Raw genomic sequence first — 16,039 nt, forward strand, 5'->3', positions numbered from 1 at the left:
GCGCGCCCACTTACGCCCACGCTAAGTGGAGGCGCCTCCACTTAGCAAGCGGACAGGTCGACGAGAGGAATGACGAGCAGCGATGGGCGACGGAGCGGTTCGACCGTTGAGAGCCGACGCGCTGCGCAACCGGGAGAAGATCCTCGCCGCGGCCGTGCGGGCCTTCACCACCCAGGGGCTGGACGCACACCTGGAGCAGATCGCCAAGGACGCGGGGGTGGGCACGGCGACCCTCTACCGCAACTTCCCCACCCGGGAAGCCCTGGTCGAGGCGGTCTACCGCAACGAGGTGGCCGGCCTGTGCGACGCCGCCACCGCACTGCTCGCCCAACACGCACCCCTGGAGGCGCTGCGCGCGTGGACCCGCCTCTTCCTCGACTACGTCACCGCCAAGTACGGCATGATCGACGCCCTGCGCGCCATCGCCGCGACCGGCGGCAACCCGTACGGCCACAGCCGGGAGATGATCCGGGACGCCATCGGCACGCTCATGGACGCGTGCACGGCCGCCGGGGAGATCCGCACCGACATCCGGCCCGCCGACATCGCGGCCGCTCTGGAGGGCATCGCCCTCACCTCGGCGGGTGCCGAGCACCGCGAGCAGGCGGAGCGCCTGCTCGACCTCACCCTGGACGGCCTCGCGCACCGCCCCTGAGGGCGCGTACGCGAGGCCGCCGAGGACGCCGAGGCCGCCGCGGCGGCGGCCGGGTGGTGGGCCGGTCTCAGCCGAACCGGACGTCGCAGACGGAGACGAAGTACTCGCCCCAGCCGCCGTGCCCGCCGTGGCCGCCCCAGATGTTGACGAGGGCGTGGCGGCCGGACTTGCGCGGGACGGTGCGCAGGGTGCGGGTCTCGATCCGGTTCAGCGGCTGCTCGGGGGCCGGGACGTCGTCGCCGCCGTAGAGGTCGACGAGGAAGGGCACCGGGTCGAGGGTGTCCCAGGAGATGCCGTCCTCGGGTCGCCAGCCGTCGCGGGTGACGAACCACTGGTGGGTCCAGGTCCAGCCGGTGTGCGGCTGCGTGTAGCCGTACGTCAGGGTGAGCTCGCCCCCGGCGGTGTCGAGGCGGTCGACCGGCCAGTCGGCTCCCGCGACGTCTCCCGGACGCAGCGCCAGGCCGCGGAACTCCTTGCGGCCCGCGGAGGGGACGACGGGCTCGTCGGCGGCGAAGTACTTGCGATACTCGAGGTACTGGCCGTTCCAGGCCTTGTTGTCGGCGGTGACGGCGGGGACGACCGCGGCCCAGTCGCCCGGGTTGTCGACCTGCTGGTAGGCGGCCTGGCAGACCGGGTCCTGCTCCTTGCGGACCAGGGCGCGGTAGGTGCGCGACAGTGGGTGGTAGACGGTCCCGTGCCGCGGGGCGCCGTCCGCGGAGCCGGCCGGCGAGTCGTCCGCGGTGCGGGCGGGGGAGCCGCTCTCGGAGTACGGGTTGCGGTAGGCCTCGGCGCCGGCGAGGTCGGCCTCGGCGGGCTCGGTCCACTCGCTCCACCCGCCGTCCAGCTCGGCCCGGATCCGGACGGAATGGCGGCCGGTCGCGGCGGGGCCGAGGCTCAGCCAGTGCGTACGGGCGAGGTTCCAGTACGTGCCCCAGGACGGCAGGCTGTTGAAGCCGATGACGACGGTCTGCACGAACTCGCCGCCGTTCACCTCGACTTCGTACTGGCGCGGGTAGTCGCCGTTCTTGCCCTCCGTCCAGTCGCCCGGCAGGCCGGAGCCGTTGTTCCGGCCGACGGTCCACTCCAGGGAGATGCCGAGGATGCGTTCGGCTCCGTCCTGGCGGTACGTCGGGGAGGCCTTCAGTGCGGTGGGCGGGAGGGTCGCTCCGGCGGGTCGTGGGGTCGGGCTCACGGTTCGCTCCATTCTCGGGCCGCCCGGCGGGGTGCGGGCGGCGTGAAGTTTGCTTGCGAACCATTCCCCTCCGGGCCGGGCCGGTGAAACGCGGTTGCCCGGATTTCACCCCTGACAGCGCGGCCGTGACCGTGTCCTATCCGGTGGTGGAGTGGGCGGCGAGGTTGCGGCGGGTCCCCTCCAGGTGGATGCCGATGTACTGGGCGAGGGTGGGGCCGTCCTGAGGATTCGCGGCCTGGAAGGAGATCCGCCGGAGCAGGAGGACGTCGTCGAGCGTGATCCCCTCGCGGGCGAGGACGAACACGAGGGTGAGGAAGGCGGCCCGGGCGTTGCCGTCGTCGAACGGGTGGAAGAAGCAGACGTCGAGGTGGGCGCGGGCGGCGCGGGCGGTGAGGGGGAGGGGACGGCCGGCGTCGGCGGTGCTCTCGGCCAGACAGGCATCCAGCTGGGCACGGGTCTCCGGGCCGATGCCGTAGCGCTCCCGGCCTTCCTTGGCGAACGCGGGCGAGGTGCGGAACGGCGGCGGCTGATCCGCGCCCAGAACGTGCTGCTGCCATCCGCGGAGAAGGCCGAAGTCCAGGGAGGCGCCGCGCGCCGCGTCGGCCCGTACCGCCGCCAGGGCGGCGAGCATGCCGTCGGCGCGGGCGGGGTCGATGGTGCCGTCGAACGCGCGGATGTCCTCGGCGGCGCCGTCCCGCGACGGGACCACCGGACCGTCCGCGCCGGCGTCGGGGCTCTCCCGCCAGGGCGCCGACGCGCGCACCGCGAGCCAGCTCTGCAGGTGGTCCGGCGGGGGCGGGTCGACCCGTTCGGCGGCGAGGTCCGGCCGCAGCGACAGCGACAGCCGCTCCGCGACATCCTCGACCAGCACCGCGTCCGGGCCTGTCCAGCTCCGGAACCGGCCCCCGATCGCCTGCTCCACCATGCCCACGGCGGCTCCGGGCTCGACCCCCCAGCGGGTGAGGAACCAGGTGAGCACCTGACGGCAGTGCCCGTACCAGCCGCTGCCGCCGCCGGTGCGGTCGGACACCTGAAGGATCAGGTTGCGGGCGGTGCGTTCCCACAGGATCCGCTGCTCCCCGACCGAGGCCAGGTCCAGCGGGTGGGCCTCGAACCACCCCGCGAGGGACTCCAGCCATGCACGCCACTCGCACAGTGCCGCGACGACCAGGGCGAGCGTCTCGTCCGCCGTGGTGATCGAGTGCGGCGGGCAGCACCAGCTCCCGACCGGACCCCCGTCGAAGTCGCCCTCGTCGTGCGCCCAGCGCCAACCCGCGGCCCAGACGCCGTAGTGGCCGATGAGGGCATGCGACATCGCGTCGGCCCACGGCTTGCCCTCGTCCCGGGTCCAGGCCCTCGATGCCGGACGGTCGGGGCACGACGGCACCCGAGCGGCAGGTCCGAGGGACCGCACCACCCGCACGGCCGCGTCGGCGTCGAAGGGGTGCCGGGCCGGGTCGACGTCGTCCCAGTTCAGACGCACAGGGGACAGCTCATGAATCACCGCCCAAGCCTCCCGACCCTCCGGCCTCCGATCAAGCGGATTTGCCGCCGATGCGACCCGCCGGGGGCAGCCCGCTCACCCTGGTCGAGGGCGGCACCGACCTCGCCGTCGCCTCATGGTGGTGAGTGGACGGCTGGAGGATCTTGTGAAGGAATCATCCAGCCTGTTGGATGGGCGGCATGCTGACGCGGTCTGACAGGGGCACCTTCGAACAACGGATCAGCCCCTACCCGATATCGACGCCCCGCTCCACGTGGGAGCGGTTCAACATGGCGAAGACCGACTCCGGCTGGCCCCTGCTGATCGCGAATCTTCTGCTTGCTGCGGCAGCCGCCGGCGTGCTCACCTACCTCGGCGCATCGCGCAGTCGATTGTTCCTGGTCCTCGGTATCGCCATGATCGGACACGTCATCAGGACCATCTACGTCATGGCCTGTGTTGTCCGAGGCGAAACCGATCGAGTGGCGCCGGGAGGCACTGCCGGTGCTCGGAGGGGTGCCGGTCGGCACAGGTGAAGATGCCGCAGGAACGACGTCGTGTCTCTGGAAGCAGCGGAGAGTTACCGGTCTGACGGGTAATCCGGCGTGGGCGGGTGGTCAGCAGCACTGCTCCGGGGCGTCCTCGACCAGACCCATGATGGCGAGGATCTCCGCGTCGACGAGGAAGATCGCGGCGCCTTCGTGATGGTCCGGCATGGCGGTGGCCTCGGCGGCGGTGAGGCCGATCCAGCCGATCGCCCCGCCGCCGATCTGTGCGGGGTCGAGGCCGTAGCGTGCGCACAGCTCGCGGTGCAGGGCGGTCAGGTAGGCGGCCCAGGTCGCGTGGTCGGCGCGGTCGATGCCGCTGAGGTCGTTGAGCCAGCCGTCGGCGTGGTCCTGGTATCCGGTCCTCGGCCCGCGGAAGTCGCTGGCCCAGCCGCACCGGCCCTCCGCCGGGTCGGACGCCCGTTCCACGGTATGGAGCCGGTGCCAGGGCCTGCTGCGCGCGAGGTGGTCCGCACAGTAGGTCACGGTCACGGCGGGGCTGATGCCGGCGGCCGGGTCAGGCGCATCGGTGAAGCCGTCGACGGCGGTGGTGACGTCGGCGTCGCAGCGGTGGATCGCCCGAGTGGTCCCGTGCATCATGCACCTCCTGGTCGGGGTGAAGCTCGGCGCGCAGGCCCGGAGCCCGTGAGCCTGTATCTGGGGGTCGGTCAGTCGCGGATCCCGACATGCAGGATGGTGGCCCAGTCGCTGGTGATCAGCAGCAGGTTGCGCCACGCCAGGTCGCCCGCGTGCGGGCCGGTGACGTCGCCGGAGCCCCGGACCGGCCCGAGGTGTGCTTCGATGAGGTCGGCGATGCCATCGGCGAGTTCGCTTGCCTGCCGGATCTCGTCGGGCGTGCGCAGGTTGGGGTCCGAGTACCTGGTGGCGGGCTGTATGAACCCTGTGGTCACCTGCCGGCGGAAGATGTCCCGCCAGGCGTGTGGTGATTCGAACGGATCGACCGGCGTTCTCACCCGGTGTCCGGTGGCCCCCGCGTCGTACACGGCTTGAGCGATGCCCGTCATCCAGTCCTGACTGGGTGTCACCACCGCCACTGGGACCACCGGGAACAGGTGGATGGACGACACATGGTTGCAGGCGTCGAGCAGGTCCTCGAGTCGTTCGGCTGCGGCTGACACCGCGTCCGGAGCGTCGAGTGGGTTCAGCATGGGCGTCCGGTCCTGTGTGTGGTTCCGCGCTTCGGCGGGTGGGGCGACGCGTCCGGGCGTGTTCAGGGGCGTGAGGGCTCGACCGCGTCGAGGAGCTTGCGCAGGATCGAGTCGAGGGCGGCGTGTTCGGCGGCGGTGAGCGGGGCGAGGAGTCGGGCCTCGGTCGCGGCGTGGTCGGTCATCGCCGCATCGACGGTGGCCATGCCCTCGTCCGTCAGGGCGACCTGGAAGCTGCGGCGGTCGTCGGGGTCGAGCCGACGCTCGACCAGGCCCGCCGCCTCCAGCCGGTCGATCCGGCTGGTCATGCCGGCCCGGGACATCATCAGCGTCGCCGCGAGGGCGGAGGGGATCAGCACGTAGGGGGGCCCGGACCTGCGCAGTGTGGCGAGGACGTCGAACTCGCCCCGCTGCAGGCCGTGCTGCTTGAAGACGTCGTCGACGACCCGTCCGGCGAGCATGGCGAACCGCCCGAACCGTCCGGCGGTGCCGACGGCCGAGAGGTCCAGCTCGGGCCGCTCGTGCTGCCACTGCTCCACGATCAGGTCCACTTCGTCCATGTGGGGAATTCTATTCGATGGGCGATAGTTAGACGTAGTACTATCAGTCGTGGAATCGACTTCGCGAGGGGACGGGGACCAGCCATGTCAGTGATCGGGCACGACGCCGTACTGGTGCGCAGCGAGGAGGCCGAGACGCTCGGCCTGGGCGGGAGCGCGGTGCGACTGCTGGCCGACGCGAGTGCCACCGGAGGCGCACTGAGCACCCTTCGGGTGACGCTGGCGCGCGGAGCGGACGGGGCCACCCCGCACTACCACTCCGGCTCCTCCGAACTCTTCTACGTCACCGACGGCGAGCTGCAGGTGCTGGTCGGCAAGGAGGTCGTCACCGCGCACGCCGGCGACCTGCTGGTCGTGCCGCCGCACCTGCCGCACGCCTTCGCCGCGCCGCCGTCCTCCGGGGCGGACCTGCTGATCGTGATCACTCCCGGCGTCGAGCGCTTCGAGTACTTCCGCATGCTGGAGCGCCTGCGCCGAGGCGAGGCCACCGTGGAGGAGCTGCTCGCGAGTCAGGAGCGCTTCGACAACCACTTCCTGGAGGCCCCGACCTGGCGCGAAGCCCGCGAGGCGGGCACCTCGGACTGACGTGTACCGCCTCGCCGCGCCTCGGCTCAGCGCCGTCGGCCCGCCACTGCCGGGGACAGGACCCGGTCGGCGAGGCGGCAGGTGAGCACGGCTGCGGCGACGGCTGCGACCGCTGCGCCGAGGAGCGCGGTCTCGTAGTGGACGCCGGTGGTCAGCCGTACGGCAGCGGCGGCCGCGAGCAGGGCCGCGAGCGCTGCGGGCACCAGGGCGAGCGCCGAGGTACGAGGTCGGGTAGCCAGGGCCGGGACGGCGGCCGCGAGCAGGACCAGGAGTCCGGCCGCGGCGGCGAGCAGCGGAGTTCCGAAGTTGACGCCGTACCGGATCGCCAGCGCCGGGACGAAGAACAGCACCAGCGACCGGCGCAGCCCGTCCGCGAGCAGCCCGGTGGCCGGCTGGGCCGCCGAGCCGGTGGCGGACGGGATCCGGCGGCGGAGGAGTGCGGTCGCGGCGAGGACGGCCACCGCCGCGACCGCGCCGGGGAGCCGACCGGGCAGTCGGCCGAGGTTGTAGAGCAGCGCCGTGTCGTAGACGGCGAGGACCAGGTGGCCGAGCGCGGCGAGGTCGACGGCGAAGAGCAGCAGACCCGCGGTGCCGGGCGGCCATGCCGGAGCGCGGTCGGTGGCCCGGGCGTCCCGCCGGACGAGAGCGGCGATCGCGGGCGGGATGAGCACGGCGGACAGCAGGCGCAGCGCGATGTCCTGTCCCGTCCACGGGGTGCGCAGCTGCCACTCGACGGCGCAGAAGACGGCGGTGTACGAGGCGGCGGCGAGCGGGAGCAGCGGCGAGAGGGCGGCCCGCCGGTAGGTTCCCGGGTCGAGCCGGCGCAGGACGGCCAGGAACACCAGCAGGACGAAGGGCAGTTCGAGCAGCGCCGGGACGCGGAGCAGGCACGGGGCGAGGAGCTCCGGCGCGGGCACGTGAGCGGCGAAGGCCCGCATGGCCGGGCCGTCGGCTAGGTCGAACCAGCCGGGCGGCAGCAGCCGGGCGACGAACGAGGCATCACCGCCGTGCACCCGCAGCAGGTAGACGGTGACCAGGACTTGATTGAGGAAGATCAGCGCGGTGACGGCGGCCAGCGCGACCTCCGGGGTCGCGCCGCGCTGTCCATTGGCCACCTCGCTCGGCGCCGGGCGGCGCAGTGCCCGCGGCGCCTGCCACAGGGAGGCAGCGGCGGATCCGGCCACGGCGGTGTCCACGAGGAGGGTGCCGATCGACATGGTCGGCCACTGTAGGCGACCAGCCAGCGCCTCGGTGGCGCGGGGTCTCCAGCGCCGCTGTCACGGTGGGCCGGGTGTCGCGGTACTTCACTGCGTGACGGCAGACACCCGGGCTGTCGGTCCGCGGTGGAGCCGTCCCCGAACGCGGCGCGCGAAGTGTGCTGTCGGAGGAGGCGGGATCGGTTCAGCACCTAACCGAGTGCCGGCGGGTTCTCGGCCGGACGGCGTCCCCAGGCCGAGATCAGCGGTGCGAGTGTCAGGTCGAGTTGGCCCGCGTGGATGGCGGCCAGGTGCGCGTCGATCTCGACGTCGTCGGCCAGGCCCGCCGCGAGCAGCTCGCCGCGCACGTGCCGGATGGTCGCCGCCTCCAGCCGGTCGCAGGCAGGACCGCCGACCGGGAAGGTGCCCCTCGCGGCGACGTCCACCAAGCCTGCCTCGCGCAAGGCCCGCGGCAGTGTCCGGCCGTAGCGCAGGTCCGCGCCGCGGCGCGCCATCAGCTCCCGGACCGCGTCGCGCAGCCGGTTGGCCCGCCGCTGGGCCGGGCCGCTGTCGTCCAGGCAGGCCAGTGGCTGCAGAGCGGTGTCGGCGTCCTCGACCAGCAGCCAGCCGCCGGGCCGTAGCGCTGCCGCCATCGTGGCCAACGCCCGGGCCCGGTCGGGCACATGGACCAGCACGAGCCGGGCGTGCACCAGATCGAACGTTCCCGGCTCCGGGGGCGGGTCAGCGGCGACGTCGTGCCGGCGCACCTCGTACCCGTCGCCCGTCTTCAGCCACGACGGGTCGATGTCCGTGGCCAGCACGTACCCGGTCGGACCGACGGCCGCCGCGAGCGCCTCCGGGATACCGGGGCCACCGGCCCCCACTTCCCAGCAGCGCGAGCCGGCGCCGACCCCCAGCCGATCGAAATGCCCGCGCGTCACGCCGTCGAACAGCTCGGCCAGCCAGACGAACCGCTCGCCCGCCTCGGCGCGCGCGTTGTCCAGCAGGTACCCGCGCTCGGGGGCGGGCTCTCCACCGGGCGGGGTGGTCCCGACTGTCGGGTCCGGTCGTCCATCGACGTGCGGCGGGCGGGGCGAGGAGGTCATGACTCCATGGTCGACCTTCCCGGGCCACCAGCGCCATGACGACAGGCGAGGCATGTCTCACACAGCGAGCGGCTACGGCCGGTTCGACCTCGTACCGAACGTCATCCGAGGTGCGCCGAAGCAAGGTCTTCACCGGCCGGTGCTCCCGGTCACCTGAACGGTGCTCACAGCGTCCGCTCGGGCCGTCATCGTCCACCGTTGTGCCCACAAGGCGGGCGACCGGGCCCCGCGGCAGACCCTAGCGGACCTGTGTGATGCCGGAGGGGGAGTCCGGTGGCATGCCGCTGGGGTCGATGATTCCGAAACCCGTAGCGGCGAAGAGGAGACCGACACAGGCGAAGACCGCGCCGAAGACCACAGCGAGGACCAGTTCGATCGGCTCTCCTTGCGAGGCCGAGACGACGGCGGCGTGCTCGGGGTCATCAGGCAGATAGCGGACCGGTACGACGTCGCCGACGACGTGAGGAGCCCGGGAGGTCCGGTCGAGACGGACGTCCCGGCCGTCGAAGGTCCGGAATCCGAGGATCGCGTGGCGGACGGTGCGGGTGCTTCCGTCCTGGTCGCGTCGGCGCGTCGTGTAGGTCTCGAGGCAGACGGCCTCGGCCATCAGCCCGTGGGCCAGGGCCCTCCGCCGGTGCGCCAGCCGATGGGCGAAGTAGACGGACATTCCGACGCCTGCGCCTGCGAACAGCAGCCCGAGGAGTCCGAAGACCGCATTGAAGGTGTGCTCGGTGTCGACCATCTCTTCCCCCGTGGCAGCCCCGAGTGGTGGCGGACAGAGTTGTCCGTGCCAGGTGGATGCTGCCCCGCTGCGCGTCGGCCGACTCCCGTGCCTCGTCCTGCGGCGGAGCCGCCCTGATCACGGGACCGGATCCGGCAGCTCGCCGGCACCGATCACCCCGTGGTGATCTCGTACCGCGTCACCTTGACGACCTTGCAGCTGATCGTCTCTCCGCCGACGACGGTCGCACTCGGCGCCTCGCCGGCCGCGGTCTGACCTGGAGCGACCTTCTCCACATCAGCCAGCCCCGTGCCCAGTCGTGCGCCGGACTCGTCCGCGATGTCGACGTCGACGAAGTACGTGGTGGGCCACCTGGAGTGATTGGTGACCTTCACCTCGATCCGGGGAAGATGGTGGGAGTCGACCGTGCAGGCGGTGATCTCGGCGTCCCGCAGAGCCTCCGCGGGATCCACCGTGGGCCTGCTGAACGACGGCATCGGCAGTGCGCTGAACGGGATCGGCAGCCCGCTGCTCGCGCTGCTCGGCGTGGCGATCTCCGGCTCGCCGACCGCCCGACAGCCGGTGAGCGCGAGTACAACGAGGGGGCCTGCGGCCAGGACGGCCGTCTTGCGGGCGTGCATGTTTCTCCTGCGCGTGTGGTGATCAGCAACGAGGGCCGGCGTCGGGCGCGGTCACGGTCGGACGGACTCGGCGCGGCGCAGCCGGGTGGTGGCGTAGCGGTCAGACGGAGCGGCCCTGAGTCCGGGTCGAGGTGGACAGGCCCAGCGCGCGGCGGACGGTCCGGGCGGCCTCCTGGCTGTCCTTGTCCGCACGGCAGGCGGCCTGCACCTGCTGCGCGGCCTGCTCCCGGGAGGTGGCGGAGGCGGCCTCCTGCCAGGCGGCGAGGGCCTGGCGGTGGTGGTCCAGGAGGGTGCCCAGGGCCTGCTGGGCCTCGTTCGGGACGGTGAGCGCGGCCAGCCGGTCGATGATCTGGTGCTCGGCGGTCTTCATGTCCTCGGCCCAGTCGACCAGTTCGCCGAGCTCGGCCGGACCCTTCGCGTCGACCCAGGCGGAGACCGCCATGTTGTACGGCCGCACCGCGCGCAGGTACTCGCGCTGCTCGGAGGTCGAGGAGAGGCCGGCGCGCAGCGCCGTACGGATCGGCAGGCCGTCGTCGTCATAGACGCAGGTGACCGTCCGCCGGGTGTCCAGGTCGCGGAACTTGGGGTAGATCGGGGCGGCGAGGACGTTCTGCGGCAGCGACCACGGATCCGGGTTGTAGTCGGCGAAGTCCAGCTGGCAGGACGCCAGCGCGGCGCGCACAAGCGCCGACTGGGTCCGGAGCTCGATGTGCGGCAGGCTCACCTGCGCCACCACCTCGCCGCGGTGGGGCTGGGTGCACGGGACGGTCCGGACGCGGCCCGGATAGTCGAAGGTGCTCTGGCCGGCGTCGTCCGAGACCTTGTCCCGGTCGTCGATGACGTAGCAGGTGCCCGGCGCGAGCGAGGTGAGGGCGACCCGCGGGTCGCGTGTCACGTCCCGGTTGTGCACGGCCATCAGCAGGACCAGGCCGCCCACCGTCACACCGGCGAGCAGCCGCGCCCAGTTGGCCGCGCCCATGCCGCGCAGGCCGGCGGTGAAGCCGCCCCTGCGCCGCGCTCCGCCGTCGAACTCGGGTGGCCGGTACGGGTCGGCGCCGTACGAGTACTGCGGCGGTATGTCCATGTGTCTCCCCGGATGGAGCCGCCCGGCGGTCGGGCGGCGGACGATCGCGGGATGCTACCGCACCCGAACCGGTGCGCTGAAATGCATTTCCGCTGGTCAAGGGAGACGGTTGCCGCTGCCGGAACTGGGCCGGCGCGAAAACGGGTTGTCCCTGTCGCCGACGGTCCGGCACGATGAACCCATCGCGCCGACAGGCCCAGGAACAGGAAGGAGCGCGACAGTGACCACCGTGACCCGTGTCCAGTCGTATCAGCGCTCCGCGAGTTCCTCATCGAGTTCCCCGTATCGCGGGACGTCCTCCTCGTAGTGCGCCGACCGGCTCCTGTGCCGGGCCGCCCCGGGGACGGTGTCCCCGCCGGGCGGCCCTTTCTCATGTGCCGCCCGGCCCTCGCAGTGACAGGGAGAGTTGGCCGAGTGGTAAGGCAGCGGCTTGCTAAGCCGTCGTCGGGGTCGCACCCGCGCGCGTTCGATCCGCGCACTCTCCGCGCAGCACCTGCAGTTCCCGTAGTTCCCGTAGTTCCCGTAGTTCCCGGAGGAGCCAGCCGACAGGCGGCGGCCGCGGTCTTGAAAACCGTCGGGGTGCGACGAGCGCCCGTGTGGGTTCGACTCCCACCTCCTCCGCCAAGGGCGAGCTGGGCATCGGTTGAGCCCAAGGGCCTGTAAAGCCCCCGCTCCGGCTGTGGCGGTTCGAATCCGCCCTCGCCCACCGCGCGGCGGACGCGCCTGCGCTGGTCGTGCCGGTCCTCGCTGCTTCGTGGCTACGGCTCCGGGAGGGCGGGGTGCGGCCGGTACGTCTGCGTAAGCGGCGGCGTCGTCCACCAACCGCGGGCCTTGCGCGCGTGCGGCCAAGGTTGTTTGCCACCCCGGCCGTCGGATTGCCGTAGCGTGACCGACGACGACGTGGATGGAGAGTCGCATGAGCGCGCAGCCGGACCAGCTTTCCCCTCTGCCACCCGCTCCGGCCCCGACGGCGGCCGAGGATCGCAGGACGTGGTGGCCGCAGGCGCTCGAGCGTGACGGGGCGGCCAGGGCCATGGACGACTCCTCCTGGCAGGTGTACGACCTGACGCCCCCTCTCGACCCGGTGCGCAGCTCGCTGGTCCGCCTGGACAGTCCGGCCAGTGCGGTTGCCCCGTATGTTGCGGGCGGCATGGACGACGAGGACGGCATCGACCTCGACCGGCCCGTCGGAACCCGCCCGTGAACGATCAGGTCTGGCCCGTCCGCCTGTCCCCGCAGGCAGCCAAGACGTTCGCCGCGCTCCCCGCGCACGCACAGCAACTCGTACGCGACGTCCTCGACATCGCCTCCCGCACCCCGTGGGGATGGCCGCAGTGGGACGCCACCGACCCCGAGGGCGAGAGCGTGCGCTGCGCCTCGGTCGGCCAGGTCAGCCTCGTCTACCTGGTGAACTCCGTCGCGGGACGGCTCTACGTCATCGATGTCGTCTGGCTCGGCTGACCGAGCGCCCGACCCACCGACCCGCTGCCCCACGAAACGCCCGGCGGGAGCGGACCGTGGGGCGCCCGCCGGGTTGGGCGGCCGTCCGGTCTTGACCACTGAGGGACGGTCGAACAGGTTCAGGAACAGGACGGAAGCGTGGCGAATTGCCCGAGCCGACGACGAAGGGCCGGCGTTCGCCTGCAGCGTCGATGTCGTCGGCCACGGTCCCGCGAGTCCCCGGGTGCCTGGGTCCCCTCACCAGAGGTTGCGCTGCTCGCTCGTTTCCGCATCGCCGGGTGCCAGGGGCCGCCACTGGGCCGTCGCGGGCGCAGTGGCGGACTCCGGCTCTCGGTTGCCGACGCTCAGTGTTCGGCGCGGGAGAGCCACGCTTCCGCCCACCGCGTGTCCTCGGCGTTCCACTCGCGCTCGTCGATGAGGTGGCGTGTTTAGGAACGGAATGCCTCGGCGCGATACGGCTGCGGGACGGCGAGGGCGTACTGGGGGTCGGCCTGCCAGGCGACCGGGTCAGGGTGTGCGGAGGGTTTGGTCGCTGCTGGTGGTGCGGGCGTACCAGGCCTCGGATTCGTCCGGGGTGAGGACTCGGGTCAACTCCGCAGTGCCGGGGAGCATCGGAAAGAAGCGGTCCGCGTTCCAACTCCGCGGGTACGCCGGCTGGTCGAGGATGAGGAGACGGCGGCCCTCCACGACGGGGATGTCGTCGGGCATGCCCTCGTTCCAGATCCGCTTCCCGTCCGGGGTGAGGAGTTCGAAGGCTCCGGTGGCGGTGGTGTCGGTGCGTCCGCGCGCGGGACGGGGCTCGGTGGCCAGGCGGACGCTCGCGGCAGACGGTGCGGTACCGGGGACGTGGCCGCCGCCGATGAGGACGTGGGCGAGCAGCGTGTGGAGCTGGAAGTTGTCCCCGATGCCGCTGATGCGGACCTCGAACCCGGTGCGGGTGGGGCGGTGCAGGACGAGCAGGGGTTCGTCGTCCAGGACGGCCAGCACGTAGGCGAGGCACTTGAGGTCGTGCATCGCCAGCGCCTCCAACTCGCGGCAGGCGGCGAGGAGTGCGGGCGCGTGCCGGCGGCGGACCTCGGCGCTGCGGCACAGTACAGCGAGCGCGGGTGGCTGCCATTCCTCGACCGTGCACCAGGCCAGTGCCAGCCGCAGCGCCTCGGGTGCGTCGTCGCCGAGGCGGGCCAGCAGGGTGTCATCGATGATCTTCTCGTCCGGCTCCGGCAGCTCGCCTCCGCCGTCGGCCTTCCAGCGGCGGGCGAACTCCGCCGCGTCGAGCAGATCCTGGCGGACACTGTCGAGGATCGGCTCGGCGCAGGCCGTCGGGTCGGCTCCGCGCTCCACACAGAAGCCGACCGTGGTCGCCAGCATCGGACGCGGGCCGGCGGGCGGGAACGAGGGGAGAAGCGCGGCCAGTCGGGGCCCCGCGTCGACGCACGCGCTGTCCGCTGCCGCCGACTGGAGGGCGTGCAGCGCCATGGAGAAGGCCTGCTCGGTGCGAGCGCCGTCGCGGGCGGCCACCGCCTGCTCGAGCTCGGACACGGCGGCGTCCAGGGCCGCAGCCTTCTGCTTCCGTCTGAAGATCACCGGCACACCCTAGGCCCGAGGCCGGACAGGCGCCATGGCCACCCCGTGCAGAACCGCTTACGCTCCGACGGCTGCCCCCATGTCCTGGTGGCTGCCAGGCGGTCGGCCTGTCGCAGCGCTCGGCAACGTCGAGGCAGCCGTGGTGGTCGGCTCGCGGCCTTCACCTACGGCTTCCACGGGCCTGTCAGCGTTGCGTCGATACCGCTCTTGCTCCGCGGACAGATCAAGTATTCCAGCATCCGGACAGGGCTGTCACCGTCCTCCGGGAGGAGATTTTGTCGTGATCTGCCCACCTAAGGTTGCGGATGACCAGCGAGAACCCCGATCTGACTTGGAGTAGGAATGGCATCCGACGTCGCCACAGCGGCCGCGGAACTCACCGCCATGGTTGCGGCAGACCACCAGGCCGCGCGCCAGGCAAACAGCGACGACCCGGCGGAGCAGTTGGCGTGGCGTCGTCTGACGGCCCGGCACGCCGATCGTCTCAGCGAGATCATGGACGCGCACGGGTGGCCGACCGCGGACCTGGTCGGCGAGGAAGCGGCTCGGGCCGCGTGGCTGATCGCACAGCACGCCGACCGGCAGCTCGACGTTCAGCGGCGCGCACTGCGACTGATGGAGCAGGCGGTGGCCGACGGCGCTGCCAGCCCGCGCGACCTCGCTTTCCTGCGTGATCGCACGCTCGTGAACGAAGGGCAGAAGCAGATCTATGGCACGCAGATCGCCGGAGTGAGGGAGGGCTCGCCGATTCCGTGGCCCTGCGAGGATCCCGAGCACATGGACGAGCGTCGTGAAGAAGTCGGTATCCCGCCGTTTTCCGAGTACGTCGCCCAGTTCTCGCCGGCCTGAGTCTCTCCGGGCATCCGGCGGACCACGCTCACGCCTGATCCGCCGGACACACCCTGGCGCTGCACGAGGTTGCGTCAGCCCTGTCCCGTGCCGTCCGGGTCGGGGGAGGAGCAGGGCGGCGCGGTCCGGTCAGAAGGGCGGGATCTGCTCGGGTACGAGTCCGGCCTGGCGGAGGAGGCCGTACAGGTCGGTCTCGCCCCAGAACTCGACGATCCGTCCGTCCTGGAGCCGGTAGGACTTGACGCCCGTCATGGTGAGGTCCCGGCCGCTGCGGTCGTGGGTGTAGGTGAGCGTGAACGCCACGGTCACCCGGTCGCCGGCGGAGAAGAGGTCGTCCACCTGCACGCGGCAGTTGGACAGCCCCGGGGTCAGCACCGCTCCCTCGGGGAAGTGCCGGCCCCGGCCGTGAATGCCGGCGCCGTGAACGAGGACGTCCTCGGCGACGATCTCCTCGAACTCGGCAATCTCCTTCGTTTCGAAGACCCGAAGGTAGCGGCGGACGACCTCGGCATTGCGCTTGCTGATGACTTCGACTGAGTCGGACATGGAAGGACCGTATCCATCGGCCGATCTGAACTTCTCCATGGTGGCCTCGCTCCGCACGTCACTGCTCGACCCGGGCGTTGGCTGAAGCGGATCCTCCGGGGGCATCGGGTCGGTGGTGGTGATGGGCCGCGGGCATGAGGCGGTGCGGGACGGCCTGGGCGGATCCGGAGTGTGGCGCTGACGGCAGCGCTGCCGCCCCCGGTGCGCGCACCGGCGGACAGTGCCATGGCGATGTCGGTGAACCAGGCAAGGAGCGTGGAGTTCCGGCGCGGCCGGGTTGGGCGGAGATGTCGAGTTCCATGAACCTCGACCAGGGGATGGTCCCGGTGCCGGATCCCCGTGCGCGCGGTGTCATCCCGCCCGGTCCGAGTTCCACGTAGTGAGCCCTCGGGCGCGACCGATCACCGATGACCCATGCGCGCCCGGTGTACTCGAGTGGTCCGAGTTCGCCGGTCATCGTCCTGTCCTGTCCCCGCGCTGCCGCACTGCCGTCCCGGGACAGGTTACGGAGCGGACGGCGAGGGGTGGGAGCGAACCGCCGGGACAGTCGTTCGCCGCCGCTCGGTAGCAGCCGTCACCGCCCACGTGCCGCCGACTGTGCCATCGCAACGGTGGAGTCGTCCAAGGCGGGGGCGACCCGGGGGGACTGCGAGAAGCCGGTTGCG

At 72.0% G+C, this 16,039-nt stretch carries 18 protein-coding genes and 3 tRNA genes; 9 read left to right on the plus strand and 12 right to left on the minus strand.

Annotated elements, in window-relative coordinates; genetic code table 11:
- The first annotated feature begins 82 nt into the window (after positions 1 to 82).
- Positions 83 to 655, plus strand: coding sequence for a TetR/AcrR family transcriptional regulator (locus FHR36_RS38345; RefSeq protein ID WP_253804881.1), 573 nt, complete (start codon positions 83 to 85; stop codon positions 653 to 655).
- A gap of 67 nt (positions 656 to 722) precedes the next feature.
- Here FHR36_RS38345 and FHR36_RS38350 read toward each other — a convergent pair whose 3' ends face one another.
- Entirely contained in the window at positions 723 to 1,847 is a 1,125-nt protein-coding gene (locus FHR36_RS38350) for a lytic polysaccharide monooxygenase (RefSeq protein ID WP_253804883.1), read from the minus strand.
- A gap of 136 nt (positions 1,848 to 1,983) precedes the next feature.
- Positions 1,984 to 3,330, minus strand: a complete 1,347-nt coding sequence (locus FHR36_RS38355) for a Fic family protein (protein WP_253804885.1) — start codon at positions 3,328 to 3,330, stop codon at positions 1,984 to 1,986.
- Between the two features lie 290 nt (positions 3,331 to 3,620).
- On the opposite strand from FHR36_RS38355, the gene FHR36_RS38360 reads away from it, so the two are divergent.
- Positions 3,621 to 3,866 (plus strand): hypothetical protein, encoded by a 246-nt coding sequence (locus tag FHR36_RS38360; RefSeq protein ID WP_253804887.1) that lies wholly within the window; start codon positions 3,621 to 3,623, stop codon positions 3,864 to 3,866.
- Positions 3,867 to 3,947: 81 nt separating this feature from the next.
- On the opposite strand, the gene FHR36_RS38365 is transcribed toward FHR36_RS38360, so the two are convergent.
- The 3 genes from FHR36_RS38365 to FHR36_RS38375 form a co-directional block, all read right to left on the minus strand.
- Complete coding sequence (locus FHR36_RS38365) at positions 3,948 to 4,472, minus strand: hypothetical protein (RefSeq protein WP_253804889.1); 525 nt, start codon at positions 4,470 to 4,472, stop codon at positions 3,948 to 3,950.
- A gap of 71 nt (positions 4,473 to 4,543) precedes the next feature.
- Entirely contained in the window at positions 4,544 to 5,044 is a 501-nt protein-coding gene (locus FHR36_RS38370; RefSeq protein ID WP_253804891.1) for a hypothetical protein, read from the minus strand.
- A gap of 62 nt (positions 5,045 to 5,106) precedes the next feature.
- Entirely contained in the window at positions 5,107 to 5,601 is a 495-nt protein-coding gene (locus tag FHR36_RS38375; RefSeq protein ID WP_253804893.1) for a MarR family winged helix-turn-helix transcriptional regulator, read from the minus strand.
- Between the two features lie 84 nt (positions 5,602 to 5,685).
- Here FHR36_RS38375 and FHR36_RS38380 point away from each other — a divergent pair, with 84 nt between their 5' ends.
- Positions 5,686 to 6,186 (plus strand): cupin domain-containing protein, encoded by a 501-nt coding sequence (locus tag FHR36_RS38380; RefSeq protein ID WP_253804895.1) that lies wholly within the window; start codon positions 5,686 to 5,688, stop codon positions 6,184 to 6,186.
- A 26-nt stretch (positions 6,187 to 6,212) separates the two neighbouring features.
- On the opposite strand, the gene FHR36_RS38385 is transcribed toward FHR36_RS38380, so the two are convergent.
- From FHR36_RS38385 to FHR36_RS38405, 5 genes are all read right to left on the minus strand, one after another.
- The gene (locus tag FHR36_RS38385; protein WP_253804897.1) at positions 6,213 to 7,403 is read right to left on the minus strand and encodes a hypothetical protein; all 1,191 of its coding nucleotides are present in this window, start codon (positions 7,401 to 7,403) and stop codon (positions 6,213 to 6,215) included.
- A 191-nt stretch (positions 7,404 to 7,594) separates the two neighbouring features.
- A complete protein-coding gene (locus tag FHR36_RS38390; RefSeq protein ID WP_253804899.1) occupies positions 7,595 to 8,488 on the minus strand; it encodes a methyltransferase domain-containing protein in 894 nt (297 codons plus the stop codon).
- Positions 8,489 to 8,726: 238 nt separating this feature from the next.
- Entirely contained in the window at positions 8,727 to 9,230 is a 504-nt protein-coding gene (locus FHR36_RS38395; protein ID WP_253804901.1) for a DUF3592 domain-containing protein, read from the minus strand.
- Positions 9,231 to 9,382: 152 nt separating this feature from the next.
- Positions 9,383 to 9,850: an FxLYD domain-containing protein gene (locus tag FHR36_RS38400; protein ID WP_253804902.1), complete on the minus strand. Its 468-nt coding sequence runs from the start codon at positions 9,848 to 9,850 to the stop codon at positions 9,383 to 9,385.
- Positions 9,851 to 9,950: 100 nt separating this feature from the next.
- The gene (locus tag FHR36_RS38405) at positions 9,951 to 10,934 is read right to left on the minus strand and encodes a hypothetical protein (RefSeq protein ID WP_253804903.1); all 984 of its coding nucleotides are present in this window, start codon (positions 10,932 to 10,934) and stop codon (positions 9,951 to 9,953) included.
- Positions 10,935 to 11,334: 400 nt separating this feature from the next.
- On the opposite strand from FHR36_RS38405, the gene FHR36_RS38410 reads away from it, so the two are divergent.
- The 5 genes from FHR36_RS38410 to FHR36_RS38430 all read left to right on the plus strand — a co-directional run bounded on the left by FHR36_RS38410 (position 11,335) and on the right by FHR36_RS38430 (position 12,395).
- Positions 11,335 to 11,419: transfer RNA gene (locus FHR36_RS38410), tRNA-Ser, on the plus strand.
- 46 nt (positions 11,420 to 11,465) lie between these two features.
- Positions 11,466 to 11,558, plus strand: a tRNA-Ser gene (locus FHR36_RS38415).
- Position 11,559: 1 nt separating this feature from the next.
- Positions 11,560 to 11,640, plus strand: a tRNA-Tyr gene (locus FHR36_RS38420).
- Between the two features lie 210 nt (positions 11,641 to 11,850).
- Positions 11,851 to 12,138, plus strand: coding sequence for a hypothetical protein (locus FHR36_RS38425; RefSeq protein WP_253804904.1), 288 nt, complete (start codon positions 11,851 to 11,853; stop codon positions 12,136 to 12,138).
- Entirely contained in the window at positions 12,135 to 12,395 is a 261-nt protein-coding gene (locus FHR36_RS38430) for a hypothetical protein (RefSeq protein ID WP_253804905.1), read from the plus strand. Before FHR36_RS38425 ends, FHR36_RS38430 begins: the two co-directional genes overlap by 4 nt.
- A 507-nt stretch (positions 12,396 to 12,902) precedes the next feature.
- On the opposite strand, the gene FHR36_RS38435 is transcribed toward FHR36_RS38430, so the two are convergent.
- Positions 12,903 to 13,979, minus strand: a complete 1,077-nt coding sequence (locus FHR36_RS38435) for a hypothetical protein (protein ID WP_253804906.1) — start codon at positions 13,977 to 13,979, stop codon at positions 12,903 to 12,905.
- A 342-nt stretch (positions 13,980 to 14,321) separates the two neighbouring features.
- Between FHR36_RS38435 and FHR36_RS38440 the strand changes: the two genes are divergently transcribed.
- Positions 14,322 to 14,828 (plus strand): DUF6624 domain-containing protein, encoded by a 507-nt coding sequence (locus FHR36_RS38440; RefSeq protein WP_253804907.1) that lies wholly within the window; start codon positions 14,322 to 14,324, stop codon positions 14,826 to 14,828.
- 129 nt (positions 14,829 to 14,957) lie between these two features.
- Here FHR36_RS38440 and FHR36_RS38445 read toward each other — a convergent pair whose 3' ends face one another.
- A complete protein-coding gene (locus tag FHR36_RS38445) occupies positions 14,958 to 15,374 on the minus strand; it encodes an ester cyclase (protein WP_253804908.1) in 417 nt (138 codons plus the stop codon).
- Positions 15,375 to 16,039 lie beyond the last annotated feature (665 nt).

Source organism: Kitasatospora cinereorecta, assembly GCF_024172095.1.
Classification (GTDB): Bacteria; Actinomycetota; Actinomycetes; order Streptomycetales; family Streptomycetaceae; genus Kitasatospora; species Kitasatospora cinereorecta.